16 protein-coding genes are annotated in these 16,616 nt (G+C 62.8%); 13 read left to right on the top strand and 3 right to left on the bottom strand.

The annotated features are described in order from the left end of the window. Positions 1–29: 29 nt before the first annotated feature. Both motA and motB read left to right on the top strand, forming a co-directional pair. Positions 30–881 (top strand): flagellar motor stator protein MotA, encoded by an 852-nt coding sequence (motA, locus tag IM733_RS16715; RefSeq protein ID WP_011535960.1) that lies wholly within the window; start codon positions 30–32, stop codon positions 879–881. Between the two features lie 3 nt (positions 882–884). Beyond that, positions 885–1,904: a flagellar motor protein MotB gene (gene motB / locus IM733_RS16710; RefSeq protein ID WP_248917658.1), complete on the top strand. Its 1,020-nt coding sequence runs from the start codon at positions 885–887 to the stop codon at positions 1,902–1,904. A gap of 68 nt (positions 1,905–1,972) precedes the next feature. Here motB and IM733_RS16705 read toward each other — a convergent pair whose 3' ends face one another. Both IM733_RS16705 and rsgA read right to left on the bottom strand, forming a co-directional pair. Next, a complete protein-coding gene (locus tag IM733_RS16705) occupies positions 1,973–2,452 on the bottom strand; it encodes a molecular chaperone Tir (protein ID WP_248917657.1) in 480 nt (159 codons plus the stop codon). Positions 2,453–2,662: 210 nt separating this feature from the next. Next, positions 2,663–3,694, bottom strand: a complete 1,032-nt coding sequence (rsgA, locus tag IM733_RS16700; RefSeq protein ID WP_248917656.1) for a small ribosomal subunit biogenesis GTPase RsgA — start codon at positions 3,692–3,694, stop codon at positions 2,663–2,665. A gap of 109 nt (positions 3,695–3,803) precedes the next feature. Here rsgA and orn point away from each other — a divergent pair, with 109 nt between their 5' ends. Further along, a complete protein-coding gene (orn, locus tag IM733_RS16695) occupies positions 3,804–4,346 on the top strand; it encodes an oligoribonuclease (protein WP_248917655.1) in 543 nt (180 codons plus the stop codon). A 92-nt stretch (positions 4,347–4,438) separates the two neighbouring features. Further along, complete coding sequence (locus tag IM733_RS16690; RefSeq protein WP_011535955.1) at positions 4,439–5,050, top strand: trimeric intracellular cation channel family protein; 612 nt, start codon at positions 4,439–4,441, stop codon at positions 5,048–5,050. 973 nt (positions 5,051–6,023) lie between these two features. Here IM733_RS16690 and queG read toward each other — a convergent pair. Beyond that, positions 6,024–7,088 (bottom strand): tRNA epoxyqueuosine(34) reductase QueG, encoded by a 1,065-nt coding sequence (gene queG, locus IM733_RS16685; RefSeq protein ID WP_248917654.1) that lies wholly within the window; start codon positions 7,086–7,088, stop codon positions 6,024–6,026. A 65-nt stretch (positions 7,089–7,153) separates the two neighbouring features. On the opposite strand from queG, the gene IM733_RS16680 reads away from it, so the two are divergent. The 9 genes from IM733_RS16680 (at position 7,154) to hflC (ending at position 16,592) form a co-directional block, all read left to right on the top strand. Then, the gene (locus IM733_RS16680; RefSeq protein WP_248917653.1) at positions 7,154–8,005 is read left to right on the top strand and encodes an NAD(P)H-hydrate dehydratase; all 852 of its coding nucleotides are present in this window, start codon (positions 7,154–7,156) and stop codon (positions 8,003–8,005) included. Next, on the top strand, positions 7,993–8,466 hold the full coding sequence (gene tsaE, locus IM733_RS16675) for a tRNA (adenosine(37)-N6)-threonylcarbamoyltransferase complex ATPase subunit type 1 TsaE (RefSeq protein ID WP_248917652.1): 474 nt from the start codon (positions 7,993–7,995) through the stop codon (positions 8,464–8,466). Before IM733_RS16680 ends, tsaE begins: the two co-directional genes overlap by 13 nt. 12 nt (positions 8,467–8,478) lie before the next feature. Next, a complete protein-coding gene (locus tag IM733_RS16670; protein ID WP_240066377.1) occupies positions 8,479–9,909 on the top strand; it encodes an N-acetylmuramoyl-L-alanine amidase in 1,431 nt (476 codons plus the stop codon). Next, positions 9,906–11,804, top strand: coding sequence for a DNA mismatch repair endonuclease MutL (gene mutL / locus IM733_RS16665; protein WP_248917651.1), 1,899 nt, complete (start codon positions 9,906–9,908; stop codon positions 11,802–11,804). The genes IM733_RS16670 and mutL overlap by 4 nt, the downstream gene beginning before the upstream one ends. 1 nt (position 11,805) lies before the next feature. After that, positions 11,806–12,777: a tRNA (adenosine(37)-N6)-dimethylallyltransferase MiaA gene (gene miaA, locus IM733_RS16660; RefSeq protein WP_248917650.1), complete on the top strand. Its 972-nt coding sequence runs from the start codon at positions 11,806–11,808 to the stop codon at positions 12,775–12,777. A 93-nt stretch (positions 12,778–12,870) separates the two neighbouring features. Next, entirely contained in the window at positions 12,871–13,131 is a 261-nt protein-coding gene (gene hfq / locus IM733_RS16655) for an RNA chaperone Hfq (protein ID WP_011535948.1), read from the top strand. Between the two features lie 18 nt (positions 13,132–13,149). Continuing rightward, the gene (gene hflX, locus IM733_RS16650; RefSeq protein WP_248917649.1) at positions 13,150–14,451 is read left to right on the top strand and encodes a ribosome rescue GTPase HflX; all 1,302 of its coding nucleotides are present in this window, start codon (positions 13,150–13,152) and stop codon (positions 14,449–14,451) included. A 96-nt stretch (positions 14,452–14,547) separates the two neighbouring features. Further along, positions 14,548–15,723, top strand: a complete 1,176-nt coding sequence (hflK, locus tag IM733_RS16645) for an FtsH protease activity modulator HflK (RefSeq protein WP_248917648.1) — start codon at positions 14,548–14,550, stop codon at positions 15,721–15,723. Then, positions 15,723–16,592 (top strand): protease modulator HflC, encoded by an 870-nt coding sequence (gene hflC, locus IM733_RS16640; RefSeq protein ID WP_011535945.1) that lies wholly within the window; start codon positions 15,723–15,725, stop codon positions 16,590–16,592. The genes hflK and hflC overlap by 1 nt, the downstream gene beginning before the upstream one ends. The last annotated feature ends 24 nt before the right edge of the window (positions 16,593–16,616 follow it).

The raw sequence follows: 16,616 nt of genomic DNA, 5'->3' as shown, positions 1-16,616 counted from the left end.
CTGACCACGACAGCAAGTGCTTTCAACTTATGGCTAAAATTATCGGCATCATCGTCGTATTCGCGAGCGTGCTCGGCGGCTACGTGCTTTCCCACGGCAAGATCGCGGCACTGATCCAACCGTTCGAGGTGCTGATCATCGGCGGCGCGGCCTTCGGTGCGTTCCTCCAGGCCAACCCTGGTCACATGACCATGCATGTGATCAAGAAGTCGCTGAAGATGTTCGGCACCCGCTTCACCCACACCTTCTATCTCGAAGTGCTGGGCCTGGTGTACGAAATCCTCAACAAGAGCCGCCGTGAAGGCATGATGGCCATCGAGGGCGACATCGAGGACCCGGCGGCCAGCCCGATCTTCGCCAAGTACCCCGCAGTAATGGGCGATGAGCGCATGACCGCGTTCATTTGCGACTACCTGCGCATCATGTCCACCGGCAACATGGCGCCCCATGAACTCGAAGGCCTGTTCGACATGGAGCTGCTGAGCATGAAGGAAGAGCTGGAGCACCCGTCCCACGCGGTGACCGGTATCGCTGACGGTATGCCTGGCTTCGGTATCGTCGCGGCGGTACTGGGCATTGTGGTGACCATGGCCTCGTTGGGTGACGGCGACCAGAAGTCCATCGGCCTGCACGTGGGCGCGGCACTGGTCGGTACCTTCTTCGGTATTCTTGCCGCCTATGGCTTCTTCGGCCCGTTGGCCAACGCCCTGCGCCACGATGCGAAAGAAGAACTGAACGTCTACGAGGCGATCAAGGCCTCGCTGGTGGCTTCGGCTTCCGGCATGCCGCCGTCGCTGGCGGTCGAGTTCGGCCGCAAGGTGCTGTACCCGGGGCACCGCCCGAGCTTCGCCGAGCTGGAACAAGCAGTACGCGGTCGCTAAGCCATGGAGAACAATCAGCCCATCATCGTCAAGCGCGTCAAGCGCTTTGGCGACGGCCACCACGGCGGCGCCTGGAAGATCGCCTTCGCCGACTTCGCCACGGCGATGATGGCGTTCTTCCTCGTGCTGTGGCTGCTGTCCACTGCCACGCCCGAGCAGAAGATCGCCATCGCCGGCTATTTCAAGGACCCGATCGGCTTCTCCGAGAGCGGCACGCCGTACATCATTGACCTGGGTGGTTCGCCGCAGCTGGCTCCGGAAAAGACCATCAACCCGGAAACCAAGTCAGAACCAACGCCTGATACCAGCATCCAGCTGGACAAGGACCAGGTCGAGACCATGGCCGAGCAGGTCGAGCGCGAGCGCCTGGAACTGCTGCTGCAGGAGTTGCAGAACAAAGTCGAGGAAAACCCGCAGCTGCAGAAGTTCAAGGACCAGATCCTGTTCGAGATCACCCAGGACGGCCTGCGCATCCAGATCATGGACGCCGAGAATCGGCCAATGTTCGACCTGGGCAGCGCGCGCCTGCAGCCGTACTTCGAAGACATCCTGCTGGCCATGGCCGACACCATCAAGGCGGTGCCGAACAAGATCAGCATCAGCGGCCACACCGACGCCAAGCCGTATGCCGGCACCGGCGACTTCGGCAACTGGGAACTGTCGGCCAACCGCGCCAACGCCGCGCGTCGCGCGCTGGTGGCCGGTGGCTACCCGGACGGCCAAGTGGCCCGGGTGGTGGGTTATGCCTCGTCGTCGCTGTTCGATCGGGAGAATCCGTTCAACCCAGTCAACCGGCGCATCGATATCATCGTGTTGACCAAGAAGGCTCAGCGCAACATCGAAGGCGAGCAAGGCACGCCGGACGCGCCGCCTGCCAGTGCAGCACCAGGTGCCGCAGCGCCCGCGGCACCTGGTGCTGCGGGCGAAGCCGCGCAGGAGCCGATGCAGCCGCGCGAGCTGCGTCAGAAGCTGAACATCTTCGAGGATGGTGTGTTGAAGATGGACGAGGCCAAGGGCCAGTAATCGATAAGGGCCGCTTTGCGGCCCTTGTGGGAGCGGGTAAACCCGCTCCTGCCGCGTGGCGCTAAAACTCAGAACCCCCGCCGGATCTTGGCCTTGAGATCGGCATGAAAGAAGTCGGCATTGTCCCGATCGCTGAACCCCCTTCGTCCCGTGGACGACGCCATTCCCCGCCCGAACGTCTGTTCATCGTGATACGCCAATACAAACAGATCGATATGGCTGCGTTCGCGCATCACCGGCCATTTGCCCAATCGTTCCGGCGGGCTCCCCTCACCCGTGTGGTAGAAGCTTATTCGCCGGCTGGTAATGGACGCGGCCCCCAGCAGCCAGGCGGTCCACCAATCTTCACCATTGTTGTCGGAAACGACCCCGATCCAGTGGGTGGCATCGCTCAATTGCTGGCAAAAGTTGCCATGCAGGTCGTCGAGGGTCTGCCCATTGCAATCGAACAGTACCAGTTGGGTGGGAATGCCTTCGAGCAGCATGCGCTCGTTGAGGATGAAGGCGTCCAGGCGGGCGCCGTGGGGGTAGCTGATGAAGACCGGCATCAGTCCTGTTCTCCTTGTGGGAGGGAGGCGCAGTGCGGGTAGCGTGCTGATCTTGTCATTGTGTGACCTTCCTTGAACCGTGCAGGGGCGCCGCGGGTTGGCGACGGGTCCTGAGCGGAACAATCAGTGAAAGGTCGGGCGATCAACAAGGGATGACGGGAAAACGAGAGCCGTCCTACGGCTCTCGGTAAGGCGTCCTACAGAAAAGCCTCAATAGCTATCTTCTGGCAGGCTGGCAATGATCGAGCGGTAGCTGTTCATGCGCTGTTGCGAGACCTGTCCGCCTTCCAGTGCTTTGAGCAACGCACAACCCGGTTCGCGGTCATGTTTGCAATCGCGGAATCGGCAGTTGCCGATCAGGTCACGGAACTCGATGAAGCCATCTTCCACGTCGTCACGGCTGACATGGCCCAGGCCGAACTCGCGGATGCCTGGCGAGTCGATCAGGTCGCCACCGTTTGGGAAGTGGTATAGCCGCGCGGTTGTGGTGGTGTGCGTGCCTTGGCCCGACCATTCCGACAGGTCGCCGACACGGGTGCCGGCGTCGGGCAGCAGGCTGTTGACCAGCGACGACTTGCCCACGCCCGACTGGCCGACGAACACGCTGATATGGCCGTCCAGCGTTTGTTGCAGGCGCTGCATGCCGTCGCCCTGATGGGCGGAGACTTCCAGCAACGGATAGCCGAGGTTGCGGTACACCTCCAGCATGGCGTTGAGGGTCGGCGCATTCTCTTCGTTGATCAGGTCGGCCTTGTTGAGCAGCAGCAGCGGGCGAATGCCGGCATGCTCGGCGGCCACCAGGTAGCGGTCGATCAGGTTGGGGTGCGGCTCGGGGGCCGGGGCGAAGACGATGACGATCAGGTCGACGTTGGCCGCCACCGGCTTGAGCTGGCCGTGGTTGTTTGGCCGGCACAGTTCGGTGGTGCGGGGCATCTGCGCGACGATCACGCCGATGCCCTGATTGCCGGCGCGCCACACCACGCGGTCGCCGGTGACCAGCGCCGGCAGGTTGGCGCGCAGGTGGCAACGGAAGACTTGCCCGGCAGCCTCGCCGTCCTGGGCCTCGACCTCGACTTGCACGCCGAAGTGGGCGATCACCAGGCCCAGTTGCTCCGGCCCCAGGTCGCCACCCTCCAGCTCTTGCAGCACATGCTGTTCGCGTTTGGCGGCGCGGGCGGCGCGCTCGCCCTGGATCTTTTCGATGCGCCAGTTCTGGCGGCGGTTGAGCTGGCGTTTGGCCATGAAGGTTCCGTGTCGGCGGGGCAGAAAGAAAACGGCAGGCAGTTTAGCACGGCCCGCCCACGACCAACCTCGCTAGGCTAATATGACGGCCTATCAGAGGAGCCCTTTCATGCAGAACTCACAGAACCTGATCTGGATCGATCTGGAAATGACCGGCCTGGATCCGGACAGCGACGTCATCATCGAGATGGCCACCATCGTCACCGACAGCGAGCTGAACACCCTGGCCGAGGGGCCGGTGATCGCCATCCACCACAGCGATGAAGTGTTGGCGCGCATGGATGAATGGAACACCCGCACCCATGGCAATTCGGGGCTCACTCAACGTGTGCGCGAGAGCACGGTGAGCATGGCCGAGGCCGAGGCCCAGACCATTGCCTTCCTCGAGCAATGGGTACCGAAGGGCAAGTCGCCGATCTGCGGCAACAGCATTTGCCAGGATCGCCGCTTCCTTTACCGTCACATGCGTGGGCTGGAAAACTACTTCCACTACCGCAACCTCGACGTCTCCACCCTCAAGGAGCTTGCCGCACGCTGGGCGCCGGATGTGCGTGACAGTTTCAAGAAGGGCAGCACCCACTTGGCGCTGGACGATATCCGCGAGTCGATTGCCGAGTTGCGCCACTACCGTGAGCACTTCATCAAGTTCTGAGTGTGCCGTGCGCCGATGATAGTCGGCGCGCCCTCTTTTGGTGCCCCGCTTGACTGGTTAGACTGCGCGCCTTTCCCGCACGGACCTGCACCATGTTGCTGATGCTCTACCTCATCGCCATCACCGCCGAAGCCATGACTGGCGCCCTGTCAGCCGGTCGTCGAGGCATGGACTGGTTCGGCGTGGTGCTGATTGCCTGTGTCACCGCGCTGGGGGGTGGCTCGGTACGCGACGTGCTGCTCGGGCACTATCCGCTGACCTGGGTGAAGCACCCGGAGTACCTGGTGCTGACCAGTTTCGCGGCGCTGCTGACCATCTTCATCGCACCCTTGATGCGCCACTTGCGTTCGTTGTTTCTGGTGCTCGATGCGCTGGGGCTGGTGGCCTTCACGCTGATCGGCTGCATGACCGCGCTGGAGATGGGGCAGGGGTTCCTGGTCGCTTCGATCAGCGGGGTGATCACCGGGGTGTTTGGCGGGATCTTGCGGGACATTTTCTGCAATGACATTCCGCTGGTGTTTCGGCGTGAGTTGTATGCCAGCGTGTCGTTCGCCGCAGCGTGGTTCTACCTGGGGTGCGTGTACTTCAAGGTGCCGGCGGAGCAGGCAATGCTGCTGACCTTGTTTGGTGGTTTCCTGGTGCGGTTGCTGGCGATCAGGTTTCATTGGGAAATGCCCAAGTTTCATTACAACGATCAGCATTGATGCAGGTTGGGGCGTATGCTTTCGATTTATTTGCCTTATTTGTAGGGGACGGCTTGCTGGCGAAACTGCCGATACGCTAATTACTGCTTAACGTTTGATCTTGATCTTGATCTTGATCTTGATCTTGATCTTGATCTTGATCTTGATCTTGATCTTGATCTTGATCTTGATCTTGATCTTGATCTTGATCTTGATCTTGATCTTGATCTTGATCTTGATCTTGCTTCTAAGTGCGCGGTAGTTCAGGCGCCGCCAAATGCGACTTCAGGAGGCCGAACGTAGGACTTGCGTAGCGGGGCGACGGGCATGGATGCCCGTCGAGCACTGATGGGCCATGGATGGCCCTTCAGTGCGTCCACGCGGGAGCAAGGCCGGAGTGAGGGAACCCCGGAGCGAAGCGTAGGGGCCGGATGATGGAGCCAGCGGTTTTTGCCTTCTTTTGCCCGCGTGCAAAAGAAGGTCGCCGTAAGGGCGAAAAGGTGAGTTGGCGTCTCTATTGCAAATGGATATGCTCACAGACTTCAAAGCCAGCACTCTAAAAGTCAAAGTCAAAGTCAAAGCTAAGTGGGTATTCATAGTTATATGTATATCCATTAACAATGGCGACTCGAAGTCACCTTTCCGCCCTTACGGCGGGTCACTTTTTGTCAAACGCGACAAAAAGTAACCAAAAAACGCTGCGCTCCGTTCATACGGCCCTCCGCTACGCTCCGGGTCCCTTCGCTCCGGCGCCTTCCGGGCCCGCGCGGCCTACGACTTGCTGCGCAAGTCTACATCTCGCGCCTTCGGCTAACGCCGAAGGGTGCTGCGCACCCGGCCCTCCAGACGCCTGCGCTCAGCCTCCTGAAGTCGCGAAGTTACGCGCGGCGCCTAGCCTGGCGCAGCTGGCGCTAGCGGACCAAATGGGTAATCTTTTGATCGCAGAAACAGAAACAGAAACAGAAACAGAAACAGAAACAGAAAACGACAAAGCTCAGAGCGCTCCGTGCCGCGCCAGCGCCCACTCCACATGCTCACGTACCAGATCCGACGGATCATCTCGCCGTGCATTCAACGCTTCCAGTACCGGAATGGTCGACGGTGCATTACCCAACCCCACCGCCAGGTTACGCAGGAACCGTTCATACCCCGCCCGCCGCAAAGGCGAACCTTCGGTACGAGCGAGGAAGCGCTTCTCGTCCCACAGGAACAGCTCGGCCAGCTCGATGTTGTCCAGGCCGCGCCGGGGCATGAAGTCGTCCTCGGTCGTGGTCTTGGCAAAGCGGTTCCACGGGCAAACGATCTGGCAGTCGTCGCAACCGAACACCCGGTTGCCGATCAGCGGCCGCAGTTCGACCGGGATGGCATGGCGCAATTCGATGGTCAGGTAAGAGATGCAGCGCCGCGCGTCGAGCTGGTAGGGCCCGATGAAGGCCTGGGTCGGGCAGATGTCCAGGCACGCCTGGCAGCGCCCGCAATGATCGCTCCCCTGTACGCCATCGATCGGCAGAGGCAGGTCGACGAACAGCTCGGCGAGGAAGAAGTAGCTACCGGCCTTGCGATTGAGCAACAAAGTGTTCTTGCCGATCCAGCCCAAGCCGGCCTCTTGTGCCAGGGCCTTCTCCAGCACCGGGGCGCTGTCGACGAAGGCGCGGTAGCCGAACGGGCCAATGGCTTCCTGGATACGGTCGGCAAAGTGCTGCACGCGCTTGCGAACCAGCTTGTGGTAGTCACGACCCAGGGCATAGCGTGAGATATAGGCCTTTTCCGGCTCCGCCAGACGCTTGGCCATCTGCGTGTCGCCGGGCAGGTAGTCCATGCGCAGCGAGATCACCCGCAAGGTGCCGGGGATCAGCTCGGCCGGGCGCGAGCGCTTGTGGCCATGGTCGCCCATGTACTCCATTTCACCGTTGTAGCCAGCCGCCAACCAACGCTGCAGGTGTTGTTCGTGCTCGCCAAGCTCGACCCCGGCGATGCCGACATGGGCAAAACCGAGCTCGAGGCCCCAATCCTTGATCGATTGGGCCAGTGTGGCGATGTCTGGAGTATTGGCAGGCATGGATGGATAAGGCATTACAGGCACAGGTGCGTATAATTCTGCCAGACATCGGAGCCTTTGACCCCATGCCTCAGACCAAACATCCCACAATGTTGCTCAGCAGCCTGACCTTGGCCAGATTACCGCCACGCGCCGCCGACGCCCACAAGGGCGATTTCGGTCATGTACTGGTAGTGGGTGGCGACCTGGGTACCGGTGGTGCGGTCATGCTCAGCAGTGAGGCGGCGCTGCGATGTGGCGCCGGCCTGGTCAGCGTGGCGACTCGCCCCGAGCATGTCGGGGCCGGGCTGGCCCGGCTGCCGGAGATCATGTGGCTGGGCGTGACCACGGCCAATCAGCTGATGAACCCGCTCGCGCGGGCCTCGGTGCTGGTGGTCGGCCCCGGTCTGGGGCAGGCGGCCTGGGGGCGCAGCCTGTTGTCGGTGGTGAGCCATGCCCATCTGCCGCAAGTCTGGGACGCAGATGCCCTCAACCTGCTGGCGGGCACGCCACTGGCCTTGCCCAGCGGCAGCATCTTGACGCCGCATCCGGGCGAGGCGGCGCGCCTGTTGGGTATCTCCACCGAGGCCGTGCAGGCCGACCGGGCAGGCGCGGCGCGCAAGCTGGCGCGCCGCTATGCCAGCGTCTGCGTGCTAAAGGGCGCGGGTACGCTGGTGGCCGACCCTGCCGGGCAATTGGCGTTGTGCGAGCGAGGGCACTCGGCCATGGCCGGTGCTGGCTTGGGCGATGTGCTGACCGGTGTGCTGGCGGCGCTGCTGGCCCAGGGGCTGGAGGCATGGCAGGCCGCGTGCCTGGGAGTATGGCTGCACGCCTGTGCTGGCGAGCGCCTGGGTATTAAAGGTAGAGGACTGGCGGCCAGCGATCTGGCCCCGGTCATTAGAGCGTTATTGGAGGAGCATTCAGCGTGTCAGGTGTAACCCTGTTTTTGCCAGACGAGCCGGCCACCGTCGCCTTCGGCGCAAAGCTGGCCGACGTGACCGGCGGCCGTGGCGTGATCTTTCTCGAGGGCGACCTGGGCGCGGGCAAAACCACGCTTTCACGTGGCCTGATTCGTGGTCTTGGTCATACCGGGCCGGTGAAAAGTCCGACCTTTACTGTCGTTGAACCCTATGAAATCGGCGACATTCGAGCCTTCCACTTCGACCTCTACCGCCTGGTCGACCCGGAAGAGCTCGAGTTCATGGGCATTCGCGACTATTTCGAGGGCGATCCGCTGTGCCTGTTCGAATGGCCCGATAAAGGTGCGGGCGTTTTGCCAAAGCCCGACCTGACCATTACCATAAGCCCGCAAGCGGGCGGACGTTCGCTGAACCTGTCGCCGCAGGGGGCACGCGGCGAATCCTGGTGTGCCGTTCTGGCCGAAGCATTCAAACAGTAAGTGGGGAAAGGTATGCGCATACGCGCACTGGTCGCCGTCGTTGGGCTGCTGCTGACCGCGGTGACCGTCGACGCTCTGGCCGTCACTCAAGTCAAGAGCATGCGCCTGTGGCGCGCTCCGGACAACACGCGGCTGGTCTTCGACCTGTCCGGGCCTGTGCAGCACAGCGTCTTCACCCTGACCGCGCCCGATCGCCTGGTGATCGACATCAATGGCGCGACATTGGGTGCGCCGCTGAACGTTTCCACCTCGAACACGCCGATCACCAGCGTGCGTTCGGCCCAGCGCACACCCACCGACCTGCGCGTGGTGGTCGACCTGAAAAAGGCCGTCTCACCGAAAAGTTTCGTCTTGGCGCCGAATGCCCAGTACGGCAACCGCCTGGTGGTCGACCTGTACGACCAGGAAGCCGACGCCATCGCTGCCAGCAACCCGACGCCGCCGCCCACACCGCAGCCACCGGCCACCACGCCCGCAGTGCCGGTGACGCCAGCACAGCCGGCCATTAAGCTGCCGCCGGCACCCGCCGGCAAGCGTGACATCGTCGTCGCCATCGATGCCGGCCACGGTGGTGAAGACCCAGGTGCCTCGGGCTCGCGCGGCCAACACGAGAAAGATATCGTACTGGAGATCGCCAGGGAGCTGCAGCGCCAGATCAACACCGAGAAGGGCTATCGCGCCGAGCTTACCCGCACCGGCGACTACTTCATCCCGCTGCGCAAGCGCACCGAGATCGCCCGCAAGAAGGGCGCCGACCTGTTCGTCTCTATTCACGCCGACGCCGCGCCGTCCACGGCCGCCTTCGGTGCGTCGGTGTTCGCCCTGTCCGACCGTGGCGCGACCTCTGAGACCGCACGCTGGCTGGCCGACACGGAAAACCGCTCCGACCTGATCGGTGGTGCCGGTAATGTCAGCCTTGATGACAAGGATCGCATGCTTGCAGGCGTGCTCCTCGACCTGTCGATGACCGCCACGCTCAGCTCCAGCCTCAACGTCGGGCAGAAGGTGCTGGGCAACATGGGGCGGGTGACGCCGTTGCACAAACAGCGGGTTGAACAGGCCGGGTTCATGGTGCTGAAGTCGCCGGACATTCCATCGATCCTCGTTGAAACCGGATTCATTTCCAACGCCAACGAGGCTTCGAAACTGGCAACCAAGAGCCACCAGCAGGCGCTGGCGCGTTCGATTCACACCGGTGTGCGCCAGTTCTTCCAGCAGAACCCGCCACCGGGCACCTACATCGCCTGGCTGCGCGACAGCGGCAAGATCGCCCAAGGGCCACGCGACCACACCGTGCGCCCAGGCGAGACGCTGGCGATGATCGCCGTGCGCTACCAAGTCAGCGTCACGGCCCTGCGCAGCAGCAATAACCTGAAAACTGACGAGTTGAAGGTCGGCCAGCACCTCGACATCCCGGCTACCACCCTGGCGTCCCAGCAATGAGTGGCGGTTCGCGTATCCAGCTGCTCAGCCCGCGGCTGGCCAACCAGATCGCCGCTGGCGAGGTGGTCGAGCGCCCGGCCTCGGTGGCCAAGGAACTGCTGGAAAACAGCCTGGACTCCGGCGCCCGGCGTATCGAAGTCGAAGTCGAGCAGGGCGGCGTGAAGCTGCTGCGCGTGCGTGACAATGGTGGCGGCATCGCGCCGGACGACCTGCCGTTGGCGTTGGCGCGTCACGCCACCAGCAAGATCCGCGAGCTGGAAGACCTCGAAGGCGTGCTCAGCCTGGGCTTTCGCGGCGAGGCCCTGGCTTCGATCAGTTCGGTGGCACGGCTGACCCTGACTTCGCGCACCGCCGACGCCGGTGAAGCCTGGCAAGTGGAAACCGAGGGCCGTGACATGACCCCGCGCGTGCAGCCTGCCGCGCACCCGGTCGGCACGTCCGTCGAAGTGCGCGACCTGTTTTTCAACACGCCGGCCCGGCGCAAGTTCCTCAAGGCCGAGAAGACCGAATTCGACCACCTGCAGGAAGTGATCCGGCGCCTGGCGCTGGCGCGCTTCGATGTGGGCTTCCACCTGCGCCACAACGGCAAGACCATCTTCAGCCTGCACGAAGCCTCCGACGAGATGGCCCGGGCGCGGCGCGTCGGCACGATCTGTGGCCCAGGTTTCCTCGAGCAGGCGCTGCCGATCGATGTTGAACGTAATGGCCTGCGCCTGTGGGGCTGGGTCGGCTTGCCGACCTTCTCGCGCAGCCAGGCCGACCTGCAGTATTTCTTCGTCAATGGCCGCGCCGTGCGCGACAAACTGGTGGCCCACGCGGTGCGTCAGGCCTACCGCGATGTTCTGTTCAACGGTCGGCACCCGACTTTCGTGCTGTTCCTCGAATGCGACCCGACCGGCGTCGACGTCAACGTGCACCCGACCAAGCACGAAGTGCGTTTCCGCGAAGGGCGGATGGTCCACGACTTCCTCTATGGCACCCTGCACCGTGCCCTGGCCGATGTGCGCCCGGAAGATCAGTTGGCAGCGCCTGCCGCTGCCAGCGAGATCGTCCGCCCCAGCGGGCAGCAGGTTGGCGAGTTCGGTCCGCAAGGTGAAATGCGCCTGGCTTCGCCTGTGCTGGAGCAGCCACAGGCCGAGCCGCGTCAGTCATTCACTTCGGGCAGTGGCGCTGGATCGGGTTACCAGTATCAATACACGCCGCGTCCATCGCAGCCGCTGCCGGTCGCCGAGGCCCAGTCGGTGTACCGTGAGTTCTACGCGCCGCTGGACGGCACCGCGCCTGCTTCCTTGCCAGAGAGCCAAGGCGATATTCCGCCGCTGGGCTACGCCCTCGCCCAGCTCAAGGGCATCTACATCCTCGCCGAGAACGCCGTCGGCCTGGTGTTGGTGGATATGCACGCCGCCCACGAGCGGATCATGTACGAACGCCTCAAGGTGGCCATGGCCAGCGAGGGCCTGAGCGGGCAGCCGCTGCTGGTGCCGGAGTCGCTGGCGCTGAGCCAGCGTGAGGCGGACTGCGCCGAGGAGCACGCCCAGTGGTTCCAGCGCCTGGGCTTCGAGCTGCAGCGCCTGGGCCCGGAAACCGTGGCGATCCGCCAGATCCCGGCACTGCTTAAACAGGCCGAGGCCAACCGCCTGGTGCAGGACGTGCTCGCCGACCTCATGGAGTACGGCACCAGCGACCGGATCCAGGCGCACCTGAACGAACTGCTCGGGACCATGGCCTGCCACGGCGCGGTGCGCGCCAATCGGCGCCTGGCCATCCCGGAAATGAACGCGCTGCTGCGCGACATGGAAAACACCGAGCGCAGCGGCCAGTGCAACCATGGCCGGCCGACCTGGACCCAGATGGGCCTGGACGACCTGGACAAGCTGTTCCTGCGGGGGCGATGAAATGACTGGCAAACCCCCGGCAATATTTCTCATGGGCCCGACCGCGGCCGGCAAGACCGACCTGGCTATCGAACTGACCCAGGTGCTGCCGTGCGAACTGATCAGTGTCGACTCGGCACTGGTTTATCGTGGCATGGACATCGGCACTGCCAAACCCTCGAAAGAGGTCCTGGCCGCCCATCCGCATCGGCTGATCGACATTCTCGACCCGGTCGAGAGCTATTCGGCCAAGCAGTTCTGCAGCGATGCACTCGAAGCCATGGCCGAGATCACCTCGCGGGGCAAGATCCCGCTGCTGGTGGGTGGCACCATGCTTTATTACAAGGCGCTGGTCGACGGCCTGGCCGACATGCCACCGGCCGACACCACGGTGCGCGCCGAGCTTGAGGCACAGGCAAGCGCGCTGGGCCTGGCCGAACTGCATCGGCAACTGGCCGAGGTGGACCCGGAATCGGCCGCACGCATCCATCCGAATGACCCGCAGCGCCTGATTCGCGCGCTTGAGGTATACCGTGTAAGTGGCGAGAGCATGACTGTCCACCGCCAGCGTCAATTCGCGGAAAGTCGCGGCGCAGACGCAGGCGCGAGCGGGCATTTGCCCTATACTGTCGCGAGTTTGGCGATTGCTCCTACAGATCGTCACATTTTGCATCAGCGAATTGCGCTACGATTTTCGCAGATGCTGGAACAGGGCTTCGTCGACGAGGTCCGATCGCTGCGCGCCAGAAGTGACTTGCACGCGGGGCTGCCGTCTATACGAGCAGTGGGCTATCGACAGGTTTGGGACTATCTCGACGGTCAGTTGACTGAGAATGAGATGCAAGAACGCGGTATCATTGCCACCCGCCAGCTGGCCAAGCGACAGTTCACCTGGTTGCGCGGCTGGGAAGGCGTGCACTGGCTAGACAGCCTGGCCTGCGACAATCTGTCCCGCACCTTGAAATACCTTGGGGCCGTCTCCATATTGAGCTGAGTCCCTGCTTATAGCCGTCTATTCTTACGAAAGACGGCATGAATCATCGAATTTCTTGTTTTTCTACTATTGATCCTTACAGGAGTGCGGCATATGTCAAAAGGGCATTCGCTACAAGACCCTTACTTGAACACCTTGAGAAAAGAAAAAGTCCCGGTTTCGATCTATCTGGTCAACGGGATCAAGCTGCAGGGTCAGATTGAATCCTTCGACCAGTTCGTTGTGCTGCTGAAGAACACCGTCAGCCAGATGGTCTACAAGCACGCCATTTCGACCGTCGTACCTGCCCGTCCGGTTCGTCTGCCAAGCCCGTCCGATGCCGAGCACGGCGACAGCGAGCCAGGCAACGCTTGAAAAAAGTAGGAGCCTGCATTGTTCTTTGAGCGCCACGGTGGTGGTGAGCGAGCGCTGCTCGTTCACTTGGAAGGTCAGAACCCTGAGGCGCGCGAAGACCCGCAGGAGTTTCAGGAGCTGGCGCTGTCGGCCGGCGCCGATATCGTTTCGCTGGTAACAGTGGCGCGGCATCAGCCCACCGCCAAGTTTCTGATCGGCAGCGGCAAGGTCGAGGAGTTGCGCGACCTGGTCAAATCCGCCGAAGCCGACCTGGTGATTTTCAATCACACCCTCACGCCCAGCCAGGAACGCAACCTCGAACGCGTCTTCGAGTGTCGCGTGCTGGACCGTACCGGGCTGATCCTCGACATCTTCGCCCAGCGGGCGCGTACTCACGAAGGCAAGCTGCAGGTCGAGCTGGCACAGCTCGAGCACATGAGCACGCGACTGGTGCGCGGCTGGACCCACCTTGAGCGCCAGAAGGGTGGTATCGGCCTGCGCGGCCCCGGTGAAACCCAGCTCGAAACCGACCGCCGCCTGCTGCGGGTGCGCCTGCGCCAGATCAAGGCACGCCTTGAGAAGGTACGCAGCCAGCGCGAACAGGCTCGTCGCGGGCGCAAGCGCGCCGACATCCCTTCGGTCTCGCTGGTGGGCTACACCAACGCCGGCAAGTCAACCCTGTTCAATGCCCTGACCCAGTCCGAGGTCTATGCTGCGGACCAACTGTTCGCCACCCTCGATCCCACGCTGCGCCGGCTCGAGCTGGCCGACCTGGGGCCAATCGTGCTGGCCGACACCGTGGGCTTCATTCGTCACCTGCCGCACAAGCTGGTCGAGGCATTTCGGGCTACGCTCGAAGAGTCGAGCAACTCCGACCTGTTGCTGCATGTGATCGATGCCCATGAGCCAGAGCGTATGGAGCAGATCGAGCAGGTGCTGGCGGTGCTCGGTGAGATCGGGGCCGAGAGCTTGCCGATCCTCGAGGTCTATAACAAACTCGACCTGCTTGAAGATGTCGAGCCGCAGATCCAGCGCGATGCCGATGGCAAACCGCAGCGGGTCTGGGTATCGGCGCGTGATGGACGTGGCCTGGAGCTGGTTGGCCAGGCGATTGCCGAGTTGCTGGGGGACGACCTGTATGTCGGAACCCTGTGCCTGGAGCAACGGTTTGCCCGCCTGCGCGCGCAATTCTTTGCCCTGGGCGCCGTGCAGAGTGAAGAGCATGATGAAGAAGGGCGCAGCCTGCTGAGCGTGCGGCTGCCCAGGGTCGAGTTGAATCGCCTGGTCAGCCGCGAAGGCATGGAGCCGCAAGTGTTTGTCGAGCAACACACTTTGCAATAAATGCCCGTCGAGGTCGTCGGGCAGCGGTGACAGGCATTCTGTAGCATTGGACGGCGCGCCGTGGGCGCGTCTTTGCTTTATCAGATGGAGAGCGCTATGGCTTGGAACGAGCCGGGTGGCAACTCGAACAATCAGGATCCCTGGGGCGGTCGCCGTAACGGCGGCGGTGGTGGCGACAAGAAAGGTCCACCGGATCTCGACGAGGCCTTCCGCAAGCTGCAGGACAGCCTGAACGGCATGTTCGGCAGTGGCAAGAAACGCAGCGGCGGTGACCGCAATATCGGCAAGGGTGGCGGCTTCGGCCTGCTGGGCGTAGGCCTGGCGGTGCTGGCGGCGATCTGGCTGTACAGCGCCGTGTACGTGGTGGACGAGCAGGAGCAGGCCGTGGTGCTGCGCTTCGGCAAGTACTACGAGACCGTCGGCCCCGGCCTGAATATCTATTTCCCGCCGATCGACCGCAAGTACATGGAAAACGTGACCCGCGAGCGTGCCTACACGAAGCAGGGCCAGATGCTCACCGAGGACGAGAACATCGTCGAGGTGCCGCTGACCGTGCAATACCGCATCAGCAACCTGCAGGACTTCGTGCTCAACGTCGACCAGCCGGAAGTCAGCCTGCAGCATGCGACCGACAGCGCACTGCGCCACGTGGTGGGTTCCACTTCGATGGACCAGGTGCTGACCGAAGGCCGCGAGCAGATGGCCGTGGACATCCGCGAACGCCTGCAGCGCTTCCTCGATACGTACCGTACCGGTATCACCGTCACCCAGGTCAACGTACAGAGCGCGGCAGCCCCGCGTGAAGTGCAGGAAGCCTTCGACGATGTGATTCGCGCCCGTGAAGACGAGCAGCGTGCCCGCAACCAGGCTGAGTCCTACGCCAATGGCGTGGTGCCCGAGGCCCGTGGTCAGGCGCAACGCATCATCGAGGACGCCAACGGCTACCGCGACGAAGTCATCGCCCGTGCCAAGGGTGAGGCCGACCGCTTCACCAAACTGGTCGCCGAATACCGCAAGGCACCCGAGGTCACTCGCCAGCGCCTCTACCTGGAAACCATGCAGGAGGTCTACAGCAACTCCAGCAAGGTCCTGGTAACCGCCAAGGACGGGCAGAACAATCTGCTCTACTTGCCACTGGACAAGATGGTCGAAGGCAGCCGCAGCAGCGCAGCGCCTGTCGGTAGCGTATCGCCGTCGGTCAACGACGCCGCTGCGCGTAGCGCGCAAGACCTGCAACAACAACCGCCGCTGCGTTCCAGGGAGAGCCGCTGATGAGCAATAAATCGCTGTTCGCCCTGATCGGCGCCGTGGTGCTGGGGGTGGTCGCCTGGAACTGCTTCTACATCGTCTCGCAAACCGAACGCGCGGTATTGCTGCAGTTCGGTCGCGTGGTCAAGGCCGATGTCCAGCCTGGCCTGCATGTGAAGGTCCCGTACGTGAACCAGGTGCGCAAGTTCGACGCCCGCCTGATGACCCTCGATGCCCCGACCCAGCGTTTCCTGACGCTGGAGAAGAAGGCAGTGATGGTCGACGCCTACGCCAAGTGGCGGGTCAAGGACGCCGAGCGCTTCTATACCGCCACCTCGGGCATGAAGCAGATTGCCGACGAGCGTCTGTCGCGCCGCCTGGAAAGCGGCCTGCGTGACCAGTTTGGTAAACGCACCCTGCACGAAGTGGTTTCCGGTGAGCGTGACGCGCTGATGAGCGACATCACGGCTTCGCTGAACCGCATGGCCAGCAAGGAGCTGGGTATCGAAGTGGTCGATGTTCGCGTCAAGGCCATCGACCTGCCCAAGGAAGTCAACCGCAGCGTTTTCGACCGCATGAGCACCGAACGTGAGCGTGAGGCCCGCGAGCACCGCGCCAAGGGTAACGAGCTGGCCGAAGGTATTCGTGCCGACGCCGACCGTCAGCGCCGCGTGTTGCTGGCCGAGGCGTATCGAGAAGCGGAAGAAACCCGAGGCGATGGCGACGCCCAGTCGGCTGCCATCTACGCCAAGGCCTACACGCAGGACGCCGATTTCTACGCGTTCTACCGTAGTCTGCAGGCGTACCGCGAAAGCTTCTCCAGCAAGAGCGATGTGCTGGTCCTGGATGCGAAGAACGAGTTCTTCCGCTACCTGGACAAGAGCAAGCCCTGACGCGATGAGTGCCCCCGCCCGGCT

Source organism: Pseudomonas entomophila, assembly GCF_023277925.1.
In the GTDB taxonomy this organism is placed as follows: Bacteria; Pseudomonadota; Gammaproteobacteria; order Pseudomonadales; family Pseudomonadaceae; genus Aquipseudomonas; species Aquipseudomonas entomophila_D.
This window is presented reverse-complemented; position numbering and strand designations above follow the sequence as displayed.